The following is a 21,931-nucleotide window of genomic DNA, read 5'->3' on the forward strand; positions in this document are numbered from 1 at the left end:
CTCAATCATCCTTCTGTTCTATTATTTAGTGTGATAATACGATTGTAAGAAGCTACGGTTAAGAAATAATACAACCCGTAAATTACGGTATAAGCTATCATCCATAGCAACACAGGTTTTGCTAAATCTATCATCAGTAGACTAGAGAATGCTTTTAAAGCCACTACACTATGCAATAACCCTACTACAAGCGGTACAACAAAGATAACGAATACCTGTGACGCAATTGATTTTCGCATTTCTTTTGCACTGACACCCATTTTATGCAGCATATTGTACTTTGATTTATCCTCTTCTGCCTCTGTTAAAACCTTAAAATAAATGATACTGCCTGTAGCAGCCAGAAATACTAGACCAAGGAAACTTCCGATAAACAGCAGAGAACCCACACCTTCCAAACTTGTTTGGTAATCTTGTGGACCACTTGAAAATAACGCTTCTTCAGGTAATTGGTTTGCAATTTTTGCAGATAAATCCACAGAGGCATCCTCTACCCCAAGAACACGATAGCGTAGCACTTCTCCATCATTCCGTAATACTTTATACTGTTCATCCGAGACTACAACTGTTATACCTGCTGTACCTGCATTTAATACGGTTTGTGTTTTAAAGCTTTGGAATGTGAGTGGATGGCCGTTGCCTGTTGTTATAGTTTTTCCTGTATACATAGGTGAGAACCTTTTGTTATATCCGATATCTAAAATAACCGCGTAGCCATCCTTTACATTTAATTTTTCTTTATGCTGTACATTTGCTAAGTTGTTGTATGTTTTTTCATTGATAACTGTATACCCTCTTTTATCAGAGCTATCGAACGAGGATGGCGAGTTTAATTCTTTCGTATGAAACGTAATGGATAGCGTTTCGATATTTTCATCGTATTTTGTAGCTGGCAGTACAGCACTTACTTGTTTATCCATTTCTGCATCTGTTAATTGATACATAAAGGTATTCGGATTAATCGTTTTCGCCGAGTCATTCGTATTGTAATAAAGGCCATAGACCGCTCCACCGGCAGTTACTGTCGTAGCACTCAACACGGCAATCACAGTTAATGTACGTGCGTTCCCACGAATACGATAGAGCAGCTGCGAAATAGTAATGACATGAAGGCCTTTCCAAAGCCACCTTTCATTTTTCTTAATCATTGCTAACACAAAGCCAGTCACACTGTGGAACAATAAAAATGTACCCATAATAACCGTTGTTAAAATAATTAATACAGTCAAGGGGAATCCAATTTTTTCCCATACCTTAGAAGTGAAAAGGTCCTGCATTGCAAGCCAATAGCCCAAGACAATGAGTAACACTCCAAGAACAGCTACTATCATAGATGGTTTAGGCGCCACTTCTCCCTTTTTGGAAGCATGAAATAAATCAATCAGCTTAAATTGATAGATCAAACGGTAGCCTTGAAACGATGTTACTAAGAATATAACTAGAAATACGATAGCCGTGTTCATCGCTGCCGCCGCTGAAAATGTAAAGGGTGCTACAACGTCATAACCCATTAAATGAATTAAAATCGTCATAAATCCTTTTGAACATAGGAACCCAAGTACAATTCCTACTACTAAAGAGAATAATCCTAACAATAAATTTTCGAAAAAGAGCATAAAGCCTATTTGACGATTACGTACCCCTAGCAACGCATACAGTGCGACTTCTTTTTTACGTTTTTTCATAAAAAAAGAATTGGAATAAGCTATAAATATGAACACGAAAAAGATAAGAATGACTGCCGCCCCACTCATTAGGGAACCCAGTTTTTGGGATGAAGCCGTCTGTTCTGCTATCGTATCACTATATTTTAAGGTCACAAATGTAAAGTAAATGATGATACTAAACACCATCGATGCGATGTATAAAAAATATTGCGAGAAGTTTCTGGCTATATTTTTTCTTGCTAGACTAAATAACGTCATCTACCTCACCCCCAATGGCCGCATGAACATCTAAGATCTCTTGGAAGAAGGCTTTGCGTGTCTGATCACGACGATAGATTTCTGTTGAAAATGAACCATCCTTAATGAAAATAATCCGGCGGCAGAAGCTTGCGGCAAAGGCATCATGGGTCACCATCATAATGGTCGAATTGTTATTTTCATTTAAAGTACTTAAGCTTTCCAATAAATCTGTTGCTGATTTGGAGTCAAGTGCACCTGTTGGTTCATCAGCCAAAATCAGTGCTGGCTCTGTCACGAGCGCTCTAGCCGCAGCGGTTCTTTGCTTTTGACCCCCAGAGATTTGGTAAGGATATTTCCCCAGTAAATCTTCAATCCCAAATACTTTAGAGATCTGAGTCACAAGGTGATTAATTTTCTTCGCTGGAATTTTAGCAATCGCCAGGGGAAGCAATATGTTCTCCTTTACCGTCAAGGAATCGAGTAAATTGTAATCTTGAAAGATGAACCCGAGATGTTCACGCCGGAAGTCTGACAAAGCTGCTTCCTTCAGATCATGAATACTCTTGTTCTTCATATATATCTTTCCTTCTGTTGGAGAATCTATGGTTGCTAACAAATTTAGCAAGGTTGATTTTCCCGCTCCGGAAGGTCCCATAATCCCTACAAACTCACCTTCATGAATGTCAAAAGACACGTTTTCCAACGCTGTGTAAGCAGCACTTAACTTCCCGTACACTTTTTTTACGTTTTCTACTTTTAATAATGGTTCCATTCATTTCACCTCATAATTTGCTGATACTTATACTATAGGCACCGAACCTTACAGCAAATTCATGCCAACCTTACAACAAGCTTAAATCTACAAAAAAAAGATACCCTGTAGCCATTTAAGACTACGGAGTATCCCTTTGCTATTGAATAGCATTCATTTTTTTCTGGTTGTATATAAATCAGAAGCTTCATCAAAGTAAAAGCGGCGTTTTTGTTCGCCAAACACGACTAATATAACATGAACGAACAATACGATCGTTAAAATGAGAGAGGTCAATCCAGCACCTAGGGTTAAGAATATAGATGCCTTATAAAATGGAGAATCCATTGATATTTCCACATTATTCAACGTTTTCGCAATGACTGTTATGAAGTACATCGCGTAAATGGCACCAAAGCGTTTAAATAATCGCTTGTTCGTTTCCACTCGACTTATTTTACTGTCATAGCGATAACGCATTATTTTCGTACCGATTGTCGATCCATTCCAAATCATCGGAATAATAAAAAAGGTTACAGAAAGTGTAATGGTGCTCGCAATAAATTCACTAACCATATTAACGTTGGTTATACTCAACACAACTTTAACTACTAGGTTGCTGATAAATAGATCAATAATAACAGCTAGTAACACAGACATCCCTCTTACTTCATCAAGCGCTAATAATCTTTCCGCTTTCTCCTTAATTTTCTTTTTTGACGGGAATAACGCCAACACAGCTGGAGCAATAAAGAACCCCAGTACACCGCCAGTAGTATTTAACAATAAATCATCCACATCAAAAATACGATAAGGGCAATTATAAATCCCGTAAATGCCGGTTACCTGTGTTATCTCATAAAATAAAGTTAATAAGAACGTGAAGCCTAGAGCTTTCTTCCAATATTTCTTATCTTGAAAAAAGTATCGCAGATAAACACCAAAAGGTAATAATAGTAAGAAATTAAAAAACGCTTGATAGAATGAGGGTTGGCTAAATAATAGCCTATAAGTTGCAGGCTGTGATAACACGATGCCACTATTTCCAAAGGTGCCCACTATAAATTGAAATGGCATAAGTGAATAATGTTGTGTACCCGGTTTTTGAAGAGAACAAGTGTTACGTATTTCCGGCAACGGCAACAATACTAAAAATAACGCTGCTAGAAAGTAAAAGATAAACGAAAACGAAATTAACGTGGTAGAAAAGAGAAGGTAATTATATTTTCTATAGGTATAAATGAGCCATGGGATAAATAAGGAAAATGCTAAAACCACAAAAAAGATCGCTGCCACAAAGATCGGTTGAGTATATGCTGACATTTCTAGTTCACACCCCAAAATGATTTAGTATTCATATTAACCATAAAACTGATTCTAATTCAACTGGAGTTGGAACATTTTATCAAATTTAAGGATCCTGTAATGTTGGCATCAATTTAATGTAAGGTTCGCAACTTATACTGACTCCTAGGCAAATAAAAATATTTTCAAAGGAGCACTATTAATGAATCCCTCCATTTCGCAAAAAGAAAGAATCATTTCACTCGACATCATTCGCGGACTTGCTCTTTTTGGCATTCTGCTTATAAATGTTGGAGCCTTTAAAGTTATTATGGAAGGAGATCCCTTACCAGACTATAGTGGCATTAATGGAATCATCCATAGCTTGATAATCATCTTCGTACAAAAAAAGTTCTTTTCTATTTTTTCATTCCTATTTGGTGTAGGTCTATACATTTTCGCCTCAAGAGCCGAAAGCCGGGGAGATAAACCCAGATGGCGTATGGCTAGACGTTTACTAATCCTTTTGCTGCTGGGAATCATTCATGTATTTATCTTTTGGGGAACCATTCTGCCCGCATATGCCATTATCGGATTGTTTCTGATCCCTTTTTATCACACAACGGTTTCTACACTTAAAAAGTGGCTTATGGGTATGACATCCATTTACATCATTTCCTTAGTGGTAAAAATATTCCTGCCTTCTCAAGGGGCAATCTCATCTATTCTTGATATTTTTTCTAATGACGCTATACAAATCTTTATTATGTTTTTAGCTGGTTTTTTAACCGCAAAGTCAGGTTGGCTGACACATATACAAGAATTAACAAGACCCATTAGATGGATTCAAATGGTATCATTTCTGTTGTTCATTGGTTTTTCACTATGGATTTGGAACGCTTCTCAAAATGGGAACAGCAATGTAGATTCAGTTACGGGCTTAGGATCTCTCCCAACCACTTTGTTCTACTTAACAACATTATTTCTACTATTAGAAAATAAACAAATGGTGAAATTCCTGAAACCCATATCACGGGTGGGTCAAATGGCGTTTACAAATTATGTAGCACAAAGCATTATAGGGACGGCAATCATTTCAATGATAGGTCTCGAAGTCGTTTCACCAAAAGATATTCTCTACATCGCAGTTCTGATTTATATGATTCAAATCATTTTTAGCACCATTTGGTTCAAGTTTTTTTCCATGGGCCCTTTAGAAAAGGTTTGGCGCTTGATGACCTATGGAACAAAGCCTGCAATAAAACGATAAAAGCTTCGCTTTCCTCGCCTCAATTCAAGTCGGAATTTCTTATCTAAACCCAAAAACCCCTTTTTAAAAGGGGTTCTCAAGTTTAAGCGCTTTAACTTTTAGGCGACAGATCACAACATGAACTTTAAGAATTAGAGAATTAAGTCCAAAGCATCCTGCGAAATCCACACTTTATCTTTAATCATTACTGTCAGCACATTTAGTTTCGTTGTTTTGCCATCCTGAATGGCGATATTTTTATCTATAGGCAGCTTGAGAACTTGGCCTGCTTTTTTCACTACAACCACCGGATTAGTCTTATCGGTCTTATCTAGGGTAATCGTAGCTCCTTTGGCCTTGAATTTATCACTGGATACGTACAGTGTATCCTGAAGCTGCGCCAGATTGAGTCCGGTTACTTCTTGAATATACTTATTCACATCCGTATTCTGGATTACACCGCTGTTCATGAAATCGGTCGGTTTAAAATTAGCCGGATGGTAGGCGAACAATCCAACTTCTTCCGATGTGTGATCATCCGTAGAGAAGGTTACTCCTATTTTATCCCCCAAAATTTTACCGATGACTGGCGAAAGGTTGTCCTGCATTCCCAATCTGACTTGATCCGCTTCTTCTTTGGTTAGATCACTAAGTCCATAATTATCCGCAAGGACCTTTTTGAAATTGCTCTCATTAATACTGCCTTCAATGTAATAACTGGTGTGCTTCGCTTTCTTCAGCACGGAGATTAGGTCTTTGGTAGAATCATAGTTCGTCATATTGAGCCCGCCGGTAGCATGATCCGAAACCGATAAGACTGCTGTATTCCCGTCTTTTTCTGCAAAATCAACAGCGGCTTTGAAGGCTTTATCAAACGCTAAGGTCTCACTCATAATCCCCACTGGATCGTTATCATGACCATACCAGTCAATCTGGCTTGCTTCGACCATCAGAATAAAACCATTCTCGTTCTGTGACAACTTCTCTATCGCTACATTGGTCATTTCGGCAAGGCTCGGTTGCTTTTGCGGGTTCAGGTCAAAATCAGCATCCAGTGCTTCGGGGTTGAATAGTCCCCAGATTTTATTCGTTTTAGAATTCATTAAACCTGCTTTATCCGTTACGTATTCATACCCATTTGATTTCAGGATTTTGGTTAAATCTTCTCCGTCCTTGCGGTTAATGTCTTCTTTGCCGGGTACCAAATACCCGGAACCGCCCCCAAGTAGTACATCTACACCACTATAGACCATCTGTTCTGCAATAGACTGCGCATTGTCACGCGTGTATGCATGACTTAAAAATGTAGCTGGTGTCGCATCCGTTAATTCACAAGTGAATACTGTTCCTGTACTTTTCCCTGCCATTCTCGCTGCATCCATAAGGGTAGGCAGAGGTTTGTTCATGTCCTCTGGTTTAACTGCGCTTACGAAAGGCATCGTTATTCGGTCTGGAAGTATGGATACCGTCTCACTCTTAACCTTATGGCCTGTGGCATAAGCCGTAGCTCCCGCAGCGGAATCTGTGGTCAGTGAATCCGTAGAATAGGTTCTCACCAGCCCGCTGAAATACTTATCCATCGCAAGCGCCTGACCTCCCTGATACCATCTGGCCAAGTTCACATCGGATAAGCTCATCCCATCCGTAATAAACAGGATTACGTTTTTGACCGATTTGTTGGTAGGAGCATCAGAGTTATTGGCGTAGGATGTTCCGTTGCCTGCTGCAAGCAGACTGCAAACCATAACTGTACTGCAAATTGTCCCGATAACCTTTTTGCGCATTTGAATCCTCCTCTAGCAGATTTTGTTAAGTACGTTACTAGTTTAAAGGAGGATTGTATGCGGGAGCAGCACCTATTCTCTTATTTTATATTAAATTCTATGCATATTTTGTCTTGACCTGTGCTACTGATATTTGTAAAAAAGGGGCGCCCTAGGGGCACCCTTTGCATTATTATTGTCTTATTACGAGGACATCTCGAGGCGCTCTACCCGTGCTTTGAATTTGGGAAATTTCGGAGCTTGTAAGGATACGGTCTACCAATATCAACGAAGATGTGACATTGTTAAAGTTAAAATTATTCAAGTTCGCTACGTTTTGGCTGCCACGGAATACACGGAACGATCCCTGAAAGTTAATTCGCGAAAATAGTACAAGCGTTACTTGAGAGCTCTGCACAACATTTCTGAGACGGAAACTCGAGAGAACGTTGTTAAACCGAAACGCTCCAAGATCACGAACCGCAACTCCTCCACGTCTGAATCGAATCCGGCGATTGGTAAAATTAGTACCCGACCAAAGAGTAAGACGTATATCACTGTTAGCCAACTAAATCAACTCCTTCTCTGAGATTGATATAGTCTATTACTAACTTCAAAGAACGGTACAAGACAAATACAGTTGTACAAATGATTGTTTTTCAGATTTCCCTACAGTGGTATTATCCAAATCACCGGGTCGAGCCTCGGATAGGTTAGCAGTCGAAGTGATTTTCCAGTTATATTCATCTAACTATTAGGTAGTGCAATGTTGGCTGCAGCTTTACTGTCATGGATCTGCGTATTTTTGATTCACGGCTTACCTGGGGTCTATGTATGGATGGCACTTAAATTTATCATCCCAATTCTAGGTTTCGTAGGACCCACCCCAAACCCTCTTGCCGATTCTGCTCATGATCTGGTAAAAAGTGAAGCTATCTTTCCGAGGAGTTACCCTAGGAGGAATGGACAGCTTCAACAACTATGAAAAAAAGGCGTTAACGGATGCCTAAGCTCCGTCAACGCCTCCTCTATCCATTCATTGCATTCCTGCCTCTGCTGGAAGCGAATTATTACTTTTCCCCACTGCTTTAATCACGAAATTGTAGGCTTTAGCAGAATCTATGCCGTTTAATGTATAACTGTAACTCGTCTGACCGCTTACCGTCGGCACATACACGCTCCAATTTGTGCTGACTTTATCATTTTTCTCGTAAATCCGGTAACCTCGCACAGGCTCAGAGCTATTTGTTGGCGCTTTCCACGAAAGAACTGCACGGTTCCCTGACTGTCTTACTGCACTTGGATTTTCTACAATGCCGGGTTTGACGTCAGTCCGTTTAATACTGTAAGCATCATAGACGGCAAGAGGTTTATCTTTAACAGCTGTGTAGGATGTGAATTTCAGCACGTCGCTTGTAATGGAAACATCCACGAACATTTTCTTATTGGGCTGGTCGTTTTTTGCTGCAAAAAAAGTGTCTGCATCTGGATTAATGGCATAAAATTTCGAAGCGGCCGAGTTGCCCATCAGATACACGGTCCCTTTGGGATTCAGCACATTTCCTTGCTCATCGGTAATAACATTCTTAATCGGAACGTTGTTCAGCATTTGAAAAGACCTCATATACATATGGTCATGTCCCTCAAACACCATATCCACACCCAGCTCATCAAATACAGGAATTAGATATTTCCGGTAAAATTCTACCCGGTCACTTTCTGCCGAAGCATTATCCCCTGAAGAATACGCTCCCTTATGCATCGAGACGAATTTCCACTTCTTGTCGGTCTTTGCCACTTGATTCCGCATCCATTCCAATTGCTTCGTGAATTGAATATCCGCTTTATACGGCTTAACCTCCCCTTCGTACTGGGAATTGATCTGCATAAACAGGGCATCGCCGTATTCGAAAGCATATACCGACCCGTCATGAGCGCCCGTCCCGACATCTTTTGGAAGATTAAAATGGTTATAGAAGTTGTTATTCGGATAATCCTCTATCTCATGGTTACCAATAATCGGTGCAAATGGCACATTGGCAAATTCTTTTTTCGGCACACCTAAGAACCACTGCCACAGCTGCTCCAGATCACCGTCATCCGTTAGATCCCCTGTAAGAAGAACAAACTTGGGATCAACCGTTTTCTCAATAGCTCTCTTAAAAGTATCCTGCCACAGATCGAAATTCGATTTACTTGAGCCTTGGGTGTCGGTTACGTAGAGGAAATGGAAATCCTGATTATCCGCCTTGTCCGTGGTAAAAGAACCCGCCTTGCTCCAGCCGTCCGCATCACCGTTACCGGCCCGGTAGATATACTTGGTTCCAGGCTTAAGACCGCTTGCAATAACCTTGTGGCTAGCGAACTTTTTATACTTTTTGGAGCTTCTGTCTCCTGATGTCATTAAGGTTTCAATAACTGTTACGCTGCCCTCATAAGAAGCTGCCAGTTGTTCCGGGAACTCGCTTCCTCCCGCATTGGCGGCCTCCACTACTTGCACTACTGTACCTCTGACGGTTTCGGCTGTATACCAGTCAAAGGCAATACTTGTCTTCGGGTCTCCATTAAAAGTCATGTTCAGAAGCGTTGGTGTTTTGATGCCGGTATCCGGAGACTTCGTCTTAAAGCTCCAGGTAATATCGTTCTCAGGTGTCCGGCCATCCGTAGTCCCCTTAACAAGCTCTTTAGGGACGGTCACGTTGTAAGTTTTGCCGGCAGTGAAAGTAGGGTGGCTGACTTTGACTGTGTCTTGACCGAGGAGTGAAGCAGAAATGTTGGTAAGAGGAAGATTGTTTTCTGTGATTACAACTTGATAACTACTGTCGAGGCTGATGGCTTTGTTAAACTTCACGGTGATCTCTGCGTTAAGGGGAACATCTGCAGCCCCTGAAGCGGGAGTTTTGCTTACCTCAAGTGTGGGAGTGTTCCCAGGTTCGCCGCTGCTGCGTGTTCCTTTAATTATCACATCTTTGATTCTGCTTGAGCCTGAGCTGGACACCGTTCCCCCGCTTACGCTTTTCGCAGAGTTTACCACCCAGCGGATATAGAGTACATCTTGATTGTTTGTTCCGGCAGGTAAAGCGAGGTTAGTTAATTTGCAGGAATTATTGGAACAATTAAAATTGTTCTGGGCTAGAACAAGGTTGCCGCCCGTAACATCTATCCATTCCTGTTGATCTATACTGTATTGCACCTTAAAATCCCTGGGTCCTGTACTTGAAGAGGTTTGCTGGGAAGAGAGGAAGATACCTTCGAAGCCTTGGGTAGAAAGCGTGGCAAGCCAGTATTTTAGGCCCGTTCCTTCATGCCAGCCCTGGTTGCGTACGCTGTTCTCACTTGACTCATAGGTGTACGCATCCGTATTAGTTCCTACATCACGAATGGATGAAGACGTCTGATATACCCCGCCGGTAGCCGGAAATACACCGTTTTCGCCTTTGTCTTTAAAAATCCACTGGGCAATCGTTTCCTGAACTGCAGTTGCTTCACTTACAAGGTCTTCCTCAATTTCTTCCCTTCCTGCTGAGACAAAACCGGTCAATTCCACGGCAAGCAGCAAACCTATAACCATTAGACTGATTACCTTGTAAAATCTATTTTTGAGATAAGATTGGTTGTTATCCATTCAGCCCATCTCCCTCTTCCTTAATCTCACTTATCATCGAACCGCCGTCTCCGAGAAGAACGGCGGTTCTGCCCTTACCTTCCGGTTATTGGAGTTCCCAGTCAGTGACTTGAAGGATTGCCGAATCTGCACCCTTCAGGTCTGTCTCTCCCATGTTCAGCAAATTGCTCCACTGCTTCACACGGTTCTTGCCGTTAGGCGGAGAGTTGTACTCATTAGTATCCACAATCTTGGTCCGTTCTTTATAAAATTTGGTCATAAAAGTCTTCTCATCCGTGCTGCTTCCGGATTTACCCAAAAGCCCTTGAAGGGTCTCGGAGCCGCCGGTAGCTCCATGGTTCAGCGCTGCATCCACGAAGGAACCAATAGTTAATGCCGAGTTAAAGCCGCGTTTGCGGGCCTGCTCCACACTGTATTTAATATAGATATTGTAGAACGTTTTCCACATAGCCTCTCTCCACTCGGGATCATTTTGCAAATTGCCGATTTTTCTGCAGAAGCTCTCTTCGCTTTCATTGATCTCGAGGATCTTCCCTTTCATCGAACCCTTAACACCGATCCGGGCCAATGCGCCTTTAACCGAAGGATTACTCGCGCCTTTGGCAGCGTCATATGCCTTGAACAGATCCGGACCGTCGGGACCGGTATCATTTGAGCCGCCTGTAGTCGCACCGAATATTCCAATCGTATACCCGCGGTCATCATCAATATCTTCACAATATCCGTAAAAATTGATCCAGTTCAGATCGTCCTGCTCCGGTTTGTTGACAAGCATCATAATATTGTTCCACTGCTCACCATCCAGACCTGTGTTGTCACGCAAGAATTGAAGTGTTGCCGGTGAGAAATTAGAATCAGGGTTCCCTGCCGCATAACTTTTCTGTTGAGATGTTTTGGACAGACAGCCATAAGAAAAAATCATTGAAAAACTGAGCAGAATCATCAATGAAAATTTCATCTTCTTGGAAACCTTACTCTTCGTTGAATTTAGCACCGCAATCTCTCCTTTAATTGAATAGTTTAAGCGCTTTAACTTTTAGTGGCAGTGAACCTTATCCCTAACCTATCTGAGCATGACAGCCCTCCTTTTTCCAACACTTGGTAATTCAATTTAAGCTTATCTCAAAAACTTTGTCCAAACAGCACGTATTTTCTTGTAAATATTAATTTTTATACATATGTTGCTACAAACCATAGATTAAGTCTACAATCCTCTTAGGAGGTGCTGAATGAAACCGGTATTTTATGAGTCTACTCTTTTTGACATCAGCCGCAAGAAACAGGTATACACCAGCATGCCTTCAAGACACTATCATGATGCATATGAGATTCTGTATTTAATATCCGGGGATTTTTATTATTTTATAGGGGACAGAACTTACCAGGTTGCGGGCGGAACACTGCTATTTATGGATATTCACGAAATGCACAAACTGGTCAATTCCGGCTGCAATATGTATGAACGGGTTACACTCCTGTTTAAAAAAGAATTCCTGCAGCATTTCTGCACCGGCAGTCAATGTGAGGAACTGCTCGAATTGTTCAAAAGTGATTACCGCGCTTTGAAGATGACCGGGATGGATCAATATTTCATCGAACAGCTTTTTCAGAAAATGATCCAGGAGGGGAAGAAGCAAGCCCGCGGATATGAACAGTACCAACAAATATTATTGGTGGAGCTGCTTCTCTATCTTAATCGTAAACTATTTGACAGCCGCGTAGCTTCATTTGTAGAATCCAATCGTACACATAAGAAAGTCCTGGACATCGTTAATTATGTAAATCAACATTATATGGAACCGCTTAAGCTCTGTGAGATTTCACGGCAATTCGAAATAAGCTCTTCCTACCTTTGCCGTACTTTTAAAGAATCCACCGGGTTCAGCTTCATTGAATATATCAATAACATCCGCATTAAAAAAGCGCGTGATTTGCTGGTTGGCTCTTCTTTTAATGTTACTGAAATTGCGGGAATGGTTGGGTTCGATAACACTTCCCACTTTGGACGAACCTTCAAATTAATAATGGGCATCTCGCCGCTCTGCTTCCGCAAACAATTTAAGTCTTAATAACAAATCACTGGAATACGTCAAGACATTTCATCAAGCCTAACAAATTGCAAGTTTCTTGCCTGTAGTTGGTTTAGCACTTCTTCTAAAGCTTGCAGCATAAAATAAGGAGCATGCCGGTCCGCGCCCGCAGTCTCTCCGCTGTCGTGAAGTAAAACAACGGAGCCATCGGTGATTCCACCTAATAAAATGGCCTGCATCCGGGTTTGACAGGCCCGGATGTTCCAGTCACTCGCCTTCAGCGACCATAGAACAATTCGATACTGCTTGTGCCGAAAGAAATCAAATAGATTGATTAATCCCCAGGGTGGACGGTAATGATTGGGTCTGATTCCGACAATAGACTCTATAATATCAGCGGAGCGTTCCAGATGTTCTCGCCTAATTGTACTGGGCAGCATCAGCCAATTAGAGGTATGGCAGTAATTATGGATGCCAATCTGATGGCCTTCCCGATCCATCCTTCTGATCAGATCTGGATACTGCTCCGCTCGCGATCCAAGCACGAAAAAAGTAGCCTTCACTTGATGTAACTTCAATAAATCCAGCAATTCCGGCGTATATTTCGGATGTGGCCCATCATCAAAAGTGAATGCCACCTGTTTTTCTACCGTTCCTTTGCGAAAAACACCAAAGCCGCTCACTCGCGTAATCAAACTTGGAATAAACATGTAAAGAGTAGCGGCACATAGTATTCCTCCTATCAGATATGTAAGTATGATTACACCTCCTTATAACAAGCATAAGACCTATCCAGAGTAGTTCTGTCCGGGTGAAAATCGATTTTTCAGTGAGGCGCGTGAATGGATCAGTAACATCGGGACCAGTTGCTCTGTTCGCCGATTGATTCTTTGTCTCCCTTCAGGATGCATGGCAGACAGCAGCAATCGAAGATAGATGGTGGTGATGCGTTCGAAAACGCCGGACTTTATATTTTGTTGTTCAAAACCAAGACCGTGCGTTAATCCCCGATGGAGCAGTGTAATCCCCAATAAAGCCTTGACCTGCCTGAACTCCGACTGCGATTCGAACGCTTCATTGATTTGCTGCATTGATTTGCGCAGCATGCGAGCCGTTTGCAGTGCGGCACGATCCGATCCTTCGGACCGGATCAACTTCAGGATTCTTTCATTGTCGAGGTGGAGTTCTCCCACCCACTCTCCCTGGTTGATGACCGTGGCGTCTTGGCATACAATAGGCTGTCCCCGGTGCTTTTTTAGCATCACGGTACATATACCAAAGCGTGACTTATGTGATCCGCGAAAATGTGAAAGCAACGCAAAAGCTTTTTCCCACATCATCCAGACGGACTGCACCGTGTTTTTACGTATTTTGAAACCCAACTTTTTCACCATCCTTAAAACGGTTATTGTCTCTCATTTCATCCATTGTACCTAACGAAACTTTCTTTTTTCCTAACGTCTACTTCTATTTGACGCTATTCACCGGAATTTCTCTGCGTGTAAATCTAAATTTTTGGCATCTAGTTAAAAAAACTTTCTGACCTAAAAAAAGGACAAAATTTAGTAGGTCTTAAATTAGACAACTTCTGCAAGAAAATCCAACTACATAAAGAAAAACCCATGTCTCTTGGACATGAGTTTCGGATGTTATCTTTTTGACTAAATCAATCTGGTTTCACTATCATTCCAAACTACCCCACTCTACCACATCTCCGCTGGTGGCCTTCACGGCATAATCACAATCCAGCTTTCCGCACAGCACATACCTCTTCTGCCCAGGATCATACACATATACGGGTGTTAATTCGAACCATCCCTTGAGCTTGTCATAAGCTTCGTCATGGCTCACAGCAATTTTCCCTTCACTCTTGAATTCATCAAACGTATCGAGCATTAGCTTGTTATCCATATAATTTATAACCTTATAATTGTTCGTATCGATGAACAGAAGGAGCTTACGCTGAAACATACGATTACTTGACACATTCTTCCTCAATGTCGCTTGAATATGTCCTCTTTCCCGATGTAAAGTCTTCAATATCCATTGTCCGGATTCTTCCGGATAGAGCTGGCTTAAACCAATTTCGACTGCGGTTATACATTGGGCTTGTTCTATGTCTGTGATTGAAAATGAATCTGGATGCGGCTCACGTGCTATTGCCTGTTCGATTGTAACCACTTCTTGCAGACGGATCTCCGTCCTTGCGAACTGTTTCGTGTCCGCTTGCTCCCACTGCATTACTTGATCAATATTCATTCGTGCTCTCGTTCCTGATATCATCTCAAATAGAATTGTGGTTGTTCCATCATTTGTAATGTAGATTTCTTCTATCCCATAGATCGGCAGGAGATGCTTCATCTCGTACACTGGATATTCTATAAGCTGTAGTTGGTTTTTAGCCAGTGGCTCTACCGCTTGAAGCGTGAGAAAATAATCCTCTTTTTGCACAAGGGAGCTGGAAGGAAACTGGCCATAGACACTATAAAAAATAATTCTACCTTCCGCATCGAAGCGTAACTCCATTCGCCCGCCGGGAGAGATGGGTATACCGTCTATACATTCAGCAAAATGATATTCTCCTCTTTCTTCCTTCACTAAGTAGAATTGTTTACCATATTCAAGCCCTACTTCAGCTTCCATCCACTGAATAACGCCGTTTAATTCAATGTTTTGGAACGGTGTTCGATTTGCATAAGATTTCCCTCCAACAAAAATAACACTTTTATAGTTATTGGATAGCAAGTCAAGCGTAATGACTGCAGTTCCTTCCGGATTATAATCTTCCTTCCATTCCTTAATGTGAGAAGGAAACCATTCCATACTAAGCAAATAGCCGGTTTCTCCCAGCATCGTAACTTCACGATAAATTTCATTTGTATGTAAATAGTAGTTGTCCAGTCCATAGGTTTGCTGTGTAGCATTAACTAGTTCTTTGATTCGGAAATCCATATCAGTGCACCCCACAAAATTGATACCTATATCATATCATTACTTAGCAATGATTATGAAGCGCAGCGAATCATATCTCCTACATATTCTACGATCTTATGTAACGGGTTTTGCTGGTGTTCAGAAAATGATCAGTAGCTTGGGGTTTAATAATGCAGAGTGTATCAATCGATTGGACAAGTCAGGAAAATTCACCCTGCTGACTCAGACCTTGCCAGAATACTAAACGTGTATAGTGAACACATATTTTAATGGAGGTATATCATCATGATTGACATCATCGACGGAAATGCGGCATTAATACATTTTTTTCCACTTCCGGCGCATCTTTATTCTAAGAATATTGCTTGTATTGTTGCTGTGGCGCATGCAGAAGAACGGGGTCCAAATTTAACAGGCCTCATAAATGCTCTATACTCGAAGGGATATACAGATCTTGAACATCTATTAGATTCCACATGGAAAAAACTATACCAAGTTCCGAGGTTGGGCCAGCAAAGACTGGTGCTTCTACTTAGTTTACTAGAACGAATTTCTGCAGATCCCAAGACTATAGAAACCTATACAACTGTCCCTCATGTTACCATCCACAGTAAAAAGGAAATGAAAGAATTAACTTTAAAGAGGATCATTAAGAAGTATAACGAAACATCTGTAGAGGTATTAACTGAAGACACCGAAAAAGAAGCTCGTTTAAAGAAAATTAAAGATAGACTCCGAGAAATGGGGATGATCGTATAACAAAACCCCGTCAGTATAGTGAAGTGCACCCCTTAGAATAGACATTGGACAAACCTCTGGGTCATTCCGATTTCTATTCTAGGGGTGTGACTTTCAATTCATTTAGTAATCGCGTGCTGCATCGAACCAGCGTTGAGCCATCTCCTCTGTGATAGGCTGGCCAATCAGGTGGTCAGACTGGCTAAGTTGCCATACTGCTTCACCAAGGTCTTCTCGTTCGGTGGTTTCGATGCCCTTAAGATTGTTGAAGCGTACGGTGAAAGCGGTAATGGCGGCCTCGGCTTCAGCAAAGCTACGGGCTTCGGACAAGGTTACCTGTGCAACGTTGTAAGCTTCATTAGCCAGCTTGGCTAGACGTTTAGCCCAGGAGGAGAATGGGCGGCCAAACTCGGTCGTCCACCACTCTGGCTTTCGTAATTGGCTCACTGAAGCATGGTCGGTCCAAGGACGGGTTTCAGCGCGAGTTTTCATTTGCTTTTTTAGACGCTTGCCAGCGCTTTCTTCGACATTGTAGGCGATGAATCTGTCAAGCAACGGCCACGCGTTCAAGGTCGGCAAGTCCCCCAGATCAGGCATGAAGCGCAGCTCCAGATTCGTTAACTGGGTATGATGAGCTAATAAATTCAGGTCGCAGAAGTTTCCCCACAAACTCAGTGAGTTAAGGTTTGGGTACCGGTTTAGACACTCTAGCGAGATGGGCTGTCCCAGCGGTGCGTTATGTAGCGTCAAGCTCGTTACCTGGTGCAGCTCCCCCATATCGGGCAGCAAAAAAGGGGGATCATTCTTACGTCGGCCGGTGCGCGGTGCTAGTGTAAGAGAAGATGGCATATCACCTGTGGCCGAGAAGCGTGATAGATCGCCGGACACACTCAGGCGGAAAGGCTGCTTCGGAAGTATTAGGCTAAGGGACCTCCCGGATGCTTCCAACTCGACATGCAAGCCATGCAAATTGGACTGACTGGCGTCCGCCACCGTGTCCGCAGATAGGATCGGAGTCCATGTCATCTCTTCAATGGGACGTTTCTGTGCCCAGTCAAAGAAGCCTGAATCACTGCCTGTATAATGCAGAAATCGCGGCCAGGGAGAGCCAGCCGGTGTGGCAAAGACATCGAATACGGTCCAATCGATAGGCGCATCAGACGCGACATGAAGGTCAACCTTTTTCCCCAATTGCGACGGACCCATGGATAGACTGCCCACACCGGGCTTAAGGACAAGAGTATGACTACGTGGACCTGTCAGGTTGATAGGATAACTACCAACTTCTCTAACAGAACCAGCTGAAGGACCAGCTTGGCTATCATTTGGCATTTCTATCATCCTTTCCTCTAATGCATATCAAGATCTAACTATTCACACCTGACTCTATCTTCTCTGTAATAAATTGTTTGAATCTTGTAAAATACCGCTCTGATGCTTCCCAGCGCCTAAGATCCAAATAGGACATGTCCTGCTTGCCATATTGATCGGGCGGCTGATAATGCCGGGAAACATAAGTTCCATTGTCCACTGTATAAAAATAATACGCTTCATCTGGAGTCCTGATTTCAATCCGACCATGTAGAAGGTCTCCGTCCTCGTCTGTATGCGTTTGACGGAAGCTGTAACATTTAGAGCCGTCCCAGAACCCGCCATTCTCCTCCACTTCCGAATATAATTCCTGAATTACAGTGTGTTGCAAAATGTCTTGCACATACTGTACCTCAATGTTTCGTAAATAAAGCTCAGCCATATTAACGCAGGTCAGCAACATCGTCCAGCAATCGCTAATCTCTGCTAGTTGTTCCTGAGACTCTTCTGTAATGTCCTCCCACTCAGACCCTTCTTCTATGGTTCTCTTCAACAAACCGACAGAATGATCTTGCTCCAGCCAAATATAATAGTGATGCCGGTTATCATTCATATAAACGCTAAGATCCCGCTCATCCCCGTCAGCATCAATATGCTCCAGTTGAACTTTGAAAAAAACGTCTTGCTCCCGAAAATTAAAAGAAGGCTTGTCACTTGGCATTAAAATACACTGCGTCAACTTCAATATATTTTCTTCATTGATTGTGTTATGGGTGAAATATAAATGAACAGCTTTCTTGCTAGCGGGGGATTCCTTTATTTTTTTTAGAGCAGAACGGCCTTCTTTAATTACGTTCACCAGTGTGCCAAAGGAAAAGTCCTCCTCATCCTCTTCCATATCCAAAAAAACTTCATCAATCAACACTTCATGAATGTCTACCGGAAGCTCCTGAAATACGCCGTCCCCCTCCCACACATTTACTAAGCAGGCGATCGATTTATGTCCGTCCACTTTGAAACTGTACTCGTCATCCTGAACCAAAACCGCAGCGCTGAGATCACCTTTAACAATCGTTTCCCCATGATTGTAGGAGCCGCATAATATTTCCTCAATCATCAGGTTGCCCGAAACATAAATTTCCTGACCGCCTACAGCTATATTTTTCGCACTCATATTACCGGTCACCAAAAGCCCTATGGCACCATCCGTTTCTTTATTATAAAGATTGTCTACAGTAAAATTTCCTTCTATAAAAATGATGATTACCTCTTTTTGTTGCGGGAAAGGTTGCTCCCAATCTAGATTAAGAGAAGGCAGCGTCAAATCCCCTTCATAGTAAGCGGCAAGTTGCTCGTCACTAAAATCTTGGTAAAACTTCGCCCACCAAGATCCTTCGGGAAATTTATCTGCTAGTTGGCTAATAGGAATGAATCTGAAAAGATTGCTCATAAATTATTTTCCTCTCATTTTAAATCCGAATATAGTAGACGATTTCCGAAAGCGGAGGCTTCTACTCCGCCGCTTCCGCCAACCATACTTGCATAGCTGGAGATTCTGCCCGATTCAAACGGAGGGCGATTTCAGTATTGATCTCATCCGGAGGCATGACTTCGACAAGGACGCATACTGACTCTCGCAGTTGATTCAAGGCAAACACACCTTCATCATCGAGTATTTTCATCGCCAGCTCCATGGCCTTCAGCCTCAAATCAAACTCGCGATTCACTTCGTCATTCTCAAGATCAGCTATGAAAGAACGCTCGGTAAATCGCTGTTTAACATTATCAAAGTTCTCATCGCCGAAACAACAATAGGGCGAATCCGCATAAGACCATTTGATAAGTTCCGCAATCGTCGATGCCGGTGTGTCACTTTCGACGCCTTGCCTGGCTGCTTCTACCTCCAAAGCTTCCCACGACCAGGCGGAGATACTTGGCGCATGTCCCTCACCAGTAGTGTAAAGGGTACAGTAATAGTAACATTCGCCATTTTCAAAAAGAGCGCGAAAAGACGTTCTAGCAGCATCGGCGATCTCTATCGCCAGCCTCTCTATTTCTTGCATCGGCTTCCTCCTTTCCGTTAGTGGATCCGTTCAGGCAGGATGTCTTCTATTTGCTCCAGCCTTCTAGAAATGATATGGCGGTGCTTTTTCTACTACAAGGTTATCAGGATGAACATCAGTTGGCTCATAGTCATTCATACGGAGAAGGATATACTCAATCTCTTCTAATGGCATCTGCAATTTCTGGCTGACTTCATAAAGATCCATGTCTTGCGAAAGTAGGTCCCGTGCTTGATTTAACTTTCCATTTAGCCAATTGTTTTCGAGCATCCATTTTTTCACTAGGTCCAGTAGTTGATTTTGGTTTTCCTTAACTGCATGCTTATTATATTTAGCAACTGACTCTGACAAATAGTTAAAAAGGTGAATACCTAATCCCTCACGTTGCTCATGCTTGGACATCCGTTGGTACTGTTCATAACTTATGCTGATATCTAATTCGAGGGTATGATCCCTGCTATCAAACCGTCTGGATGTTTTTCGACCATAACCTTCAGGTAAAACACGCAACACAAAAAAGATATCATAGGGAAACTCCCATGTATTTGCTAATTCCTCTAAGGGCAGCAGTTCATCTCTCAATTGACCCACACACGTTCCATGTGTATCCAAAGTAAAAACTAGTTTCATGCATACCTCCCTCTCCCAGACTTATGGAGCCCCCAGATTAGCTGTTATTTTCTGAAATCGCTTCGCAGCCTTTCGACAAGAGCCACTGCTCCATTACGGCAAACGCCTGCCCCATATCCTGTTCATAGAAGATGGCCACCTCTTGCTGGTAGGCATAATTCAACCGTACATAGCCTCCCAGCTGCCGGTAGAACAGGAAACAAACATAGGCATTCTCAATAAACAAATCCGGCGGAAATTCATGTTGGCACAATCCAGCCAGTTCGGGTAGCGTAAGCTGGTCCTGCCCTTGTGGCAAACGCAAAAAGCGATGGCTGCGAGTGCCCGTCCACGGTTCATAATAGACGCTCTCCCCTTGACTGATTCCATACACCTGACGATAAATTTCGTCCAGCACCAAGGCGTACAACCCTTCGTCTTCCTGCTCCCCTGCTTGCAGGGAAATCGCCTTTACGTGCTCCGCATGCCGAGGTAGCCAAAGCAGCCCAGCTGTCTGGGGATGTATTGCCAGAAAATCTCCGTCCACCGTTGTACCTATAACGATACACTCACCGATCTGTTGCTCAGTAATGGGGCTATTCTCGTCATGCTCCCATAATCCGTACTCTGCAAAAGGTTTAAGCACCTCCGCATCCGGAAACTGAACATTCAGCCACCCTCTGTAAGTCCCTTCGCCGAATCGCCGCAAAAAACGGAGGTAGCCCGGTGGATAAACAGTGGCGTCTTCCTTTGCAAGTGCTTGGTTTTGACCATCAGACAGCGGTTTTGGCCGAGATACGATGTACATAAATACTCCTCCTGCTGCCCCCAACATGCAACTCTTCCAGATAGAGAATTCTTTAAAATATTGCAGGTTGAGCAGCTTTTTTATCCAAGATAATACTGAAATTTTAGAGAGTGCAACATATCAATCCCCAATTTTTGAATTCTCCAGCTTGGCCAATGCCTCGGTGTAATTTGCCCTGGACTATTTGCCACCCATCACAAGCCCATATTTATTGAAAATCCACGATTTGCTCAAATCGTGAATCGCACCATGGCTTATACGCACAGAAGGCTTTTGCTCCTTCATAGCATCTGCATCATGCGCCGAGAAGCGAAGCGGCTTTGTCATTTTTTTAATAGCACCCGTTATTTCATCGAAAAACGTATATGTTAACGGCTTATGATCCCGAATATCCTCATAGATATAATACTTCCCTTTTTCATCTTCCAAATCTATTTGAAAGCCTTTAGGAAATGATAGCAAGATACACGGCAGTTCATCCTCTGCCCATTGTCCGTAATATGGAAAATAGACACTCTCATTTCTCGCGAAAAATCCGGAGCTTTCATTATCAGACGTAACAGAAATGGAATAAACAAAGAAAGGGGGACCCTCATTCCTTTTTTTCTCTGCCGTAAAATAATGATAAAAGGTCTGATATGCTTCATACACCTGTTTCAGATCATGCTCTGTCTGGGCATAATTGGTTAGATGAAATTGCGCTGGCTTATGTTCAAAACGCTTCAAAACGCCTTCAAACTCTTCCGGCCTGATGAAGAATCTAAGTTTATAAAATCCGCTGTTCTTTAATTTATCCATTTCTTTTCGCTCACCGCCATGTATTAAAATGTCATCTCAGAGGTCCTTAGCCATTTACTCG

19 protein-coding genes are annotated in these 21,931 nt (G+C 42.4%); 4 read left to right on the top strand and 15 right to left on the bottom strand.

Annotation, left to right across the window (positions count from 1 at the left end; all coding sequences use genetic code 11):
• Positions 1 to 5: 5 nt before the first annotated feature.
• The 3 genes from MHI15_RS02360 to MHI15_RS02370 all read right to left on the bottom strand — a co-directional run bounded on the left by MHI15_RS02360 (position 6) and on the right by MHI15_RS02370 (position 3,981).
• The gene (locus tag MHI15_RS02360; protein ID WP_341164091.1) at positions 6 to 1,925 is read right to left on the bottom strand and encodes an ABC transporter permease; all 1,920 of its coding nucleotides are present in this window, start codon (positions 1,923 to 1,925) and stop codon (positions 6 to 8) included.
• The gene (locus MHI15_RS02365; protein WP_038572078.1) at positions 1,912 to 2,679 is read right to left on the bottom strand and encodes an ABC transporter ATP-binding protein; all 768 of its coding nucleotides are present in this window, start codon (positions 2,677 to 2,679) and stop codon (positions 1,912 to 1,914) included. Before MHI15_RS02365 ends, MHI15_RS02360 begins: the two co-directional genes overlap by 14 nt.
• A gap of 153 nt (positions 2,680 to 2,832) precedes the next feature.
• Positions 2,833 to 3,981, bottom strand: a complete 1,149-nt coding sequence (locus MHI15_RS02370; RefSeq protein WP_341164092.1) for a VanZ family protein — start codon at positions 3,979 to 3,981, stop codon at positions 2,833 to 2,835.
• 184 nt (positions 3,982 to 4,165) lie between these two features.
• Here MHI15_RS02370 and MHI15_RS02375 point away from each other — a divergent pair, with 184 nt between their 5' ends.
• Entirely contained in the window at positions 4,166 to 5,212 is a 1,047-nt protein-coding gene (locus MHI15_RS02375) for a DUF418 domain-containing protein (protein WP_076182853.1), read from the top strand.
• Positions 5,213 to 5,343: 131 nt separating this feature from the next.
• Here MHI15_RS02375 and MHI15_RS02380 read toward each other — a convergent pair whose 3' ends face one another.
• From MHI15_RS02380 to MHI15_RS02390, 3 genes are all read right to left on the bottom strand, one after another.
• Complete coding sequence (locus tag MHI15_RS02380) at positions 5,344 to 6,975, bottom strand: alkaline phosphatase (protein ID WP_076127207.1); 1,632 nt, start codon at positions 6,973 to 6,975, stop codon at positions 5,344 to 5,346.
• A gap of 1,015 nt (positions 6,976 to 7,990) precedes the next feature.
• The gene (locus MHI15_RS02385) at positions 7,991 to 10,579 is read right to left on the bottom strand and encodes a metallophosphoesterase (RefSeq protein ID WP_341164093.1); all 2,589 of its coding nucleotides are present in this window, start codon (positions 10,577 to 10,579) and stop codon (positions 7,991 to 7,993) included.
• 85 nt (positions 10,580 to 10,664) lie between these two features.
• Entirely contained in the window at positions 10,665 to 11,537 is an 873-nt protein-coding gene (locus MHI15_RS02390; RefSeq protein ID WP_076127377.1) for a chitosanase, read from the bottom strand.
• Positions 11,538 to 11,808: 271 nt separating this feature from the next.
• Between MHI15_RS02390 and MHI15_RS02395 the strand changes: the two genes are divergently transcribed.
• Entirely contained in the window at positions 11,809 to 12,648 is an 840-nt protein-coding gene (locus tag MHI15_RS02395) for an AraC family transcriptional regulator (RefSeq protein ID WP_076190747.1), read from the top strand.
• A gap of 20 nt (positions 12,649 to 12,668) precedes the next feature.
• Here the strand turns inward: MHI15_RS02395 and MHI15_RS02400 are convergent, their stop codons facing one another.
• The 3 genes from MHI15_RS02400 to MHI15_RS02410 all read right to left on the bottom strand — a co-directional run bounded on the left by MHI15_RS02400 (position 12,669) and on the right by MHI15_RS02410 (position 15,561).
• Positions 12,669 to 13,319, bottom strand: coding sequence for a polysaccharide deacetylase family protein (locus MHI15_RS02400; protein ID WP_175618995.1), 651 nt, complete (start codon positions 13,317 to 13,319; stop codon positions 12,669 to 12,671).
• A gap of 78 nt (positions 13,320 to 13,397) precedes the next feature.
• A complete protein-coding gene (locus MHI15_RS02405) occupies positions 13,398 to 14,003 on the bottom strand; it encodes a YkoP family protein (protein WP_339281159.1) in 606 nt (201 codons plus the stop codon).
• A gap of 289 nt (positions 14,004 to 14,292) precedes the next feature.
• Positions 14,293 to 15,561 (bottom strand): hypothetical protein, encoded by a 1,269-nt coding sequence (locus MHI15_RS02410; protein ID WP_076190744.1) that lies wholly within the window; start codon positions 15,559 to 15,561, stop codon positions 14,293 to 14,295.
• Positions 15,562 to 15,616: 55 nt separating this feature from the next.
• Here MHI15_RS02410 and MHI15_RS02415 point away from each other — a divergent pair, with 55 nt between their 5' ends.
• Both MHI15_RS02415 and MHI15_RS02420 read left to right on the top strand, forming a co-directional pair.
• The gene (locus MHI15_RS02415; RefSeq protein WP_175619925.1) at positions 15,617 to 15,787 is read left to right on the top strand and encodes a hypothetical protein; all 171 of its coding nucleotides are present in this window, start codon (positions 15,617 to 15,619) and stop codon (positions 15,785 to 15,787) included.
• A gap of 41 nt (positions 15,788 to 15,828) precedes the next feature.
• Entirely contained in the window at positions 15,829 to 16,302 is a 474-nt protein-coding gene (locus MHI15_RS02420; RefSeq protein WP_076190742.1) for a hypothetical protein, read from the top strand.
• A 102-nt stretch (positions 16,303 to 16,404) separates the two neighbouring features.
• On the opposite strand, the gene MHI15_RS02425 is transcribed toward MHI15_RS02420, so the two are convergent.
• The 6 genes from MHI15_RS02425 to MHI15_RS02450 form a co-directional block, all read right to left on the bottom strand.
• Positions 16,405 to 17,613, bottom strand: coding sequence for a hypothetical protein (locus MHI15_RS02425; RefSeq protein ID WP_076190740.1), 1,209 nt, complete (start codon positions 17,611 to 17,613; stop codon positions 16,405 to 16,407).
• A 34-nt stretch (positions 17,614 to 17,647) separates the two neighbouring features.
• Positions 17,648 to 19,042 (bottom strand): hypothetical protein, encoded by a 1,395-nt coding sequence (locus MHI15_RS02430; RefSeq protein WP_076190738.1) that lies wholly within the window; start codon positions 19,040 to 19,042, stop codon positions 17,648 to 17,650.
• Between the two features lie 61 nt (positions 19,043 to 19,103).
• Positions 19,104 to 19,655: a DUF4303 domain-containing protein gene (locus MHI15_RS02435; protein ID WP_076190736.1), complete on the bottom strand. Its 552-nt coding sequence runs from the start codon at positions 19,653 to 19,655 to the stop codon at positions 19,104 to 19,106.
• A 63-nt stretch (positions 19,656 to 19,718) separates the two neighbouring features.
• Positions 19,719 to 20,285, bottom strand: a complete 567-nt coding sequence (locus tag MHI15_RS02440) for a hypothetical protein (RefSeq protein WP_076127226.1) — start codon at positions 20,283 to 20,285, stop codon at positions 19,719 to 19,721.
• Positions 20,286 to 20,322: 37 nt separating this feature from the next.
• Positions 20,323 to 21,072 (bottom strand): hypothetical protein, encoded by a 750-nt coding sequence (locus MHI15_RS02445; protein ID WP_076190734.1) that lies wholly within the window; start codon positions 21,070 to 21,072, stop codon positions 20,323 to 20,325.
• A gap of 180 nt (positions 21,073 to 21,252) precedes the next feature.
• Positions 21,253 to 21,870 carry a hypothetical protein gene (locus MHI15_RS02450; protein WP_341164094.1) on the bottom strand — a complete coding sequence of 206 codons (618 nt, stop codon included), beginning with the start codon at positions 21,868 to 21,870 and terminating at the stop codon, positions 21,253 to 21,255.
• Positions 21,871 to 21,931 lie beyond the last annotated feature (61 nt).

The organism is Paenibacillus sp. FSL H7-0918, assembly GCF_038007025.1.
Classification (GTDB): domain Bacteria; phylum Bacillota; class Bacilli; order Paenibacillales; family Paenibacillaceae; genus Paenibacillus_AQ; species Paenibacillus_AQ odorifer.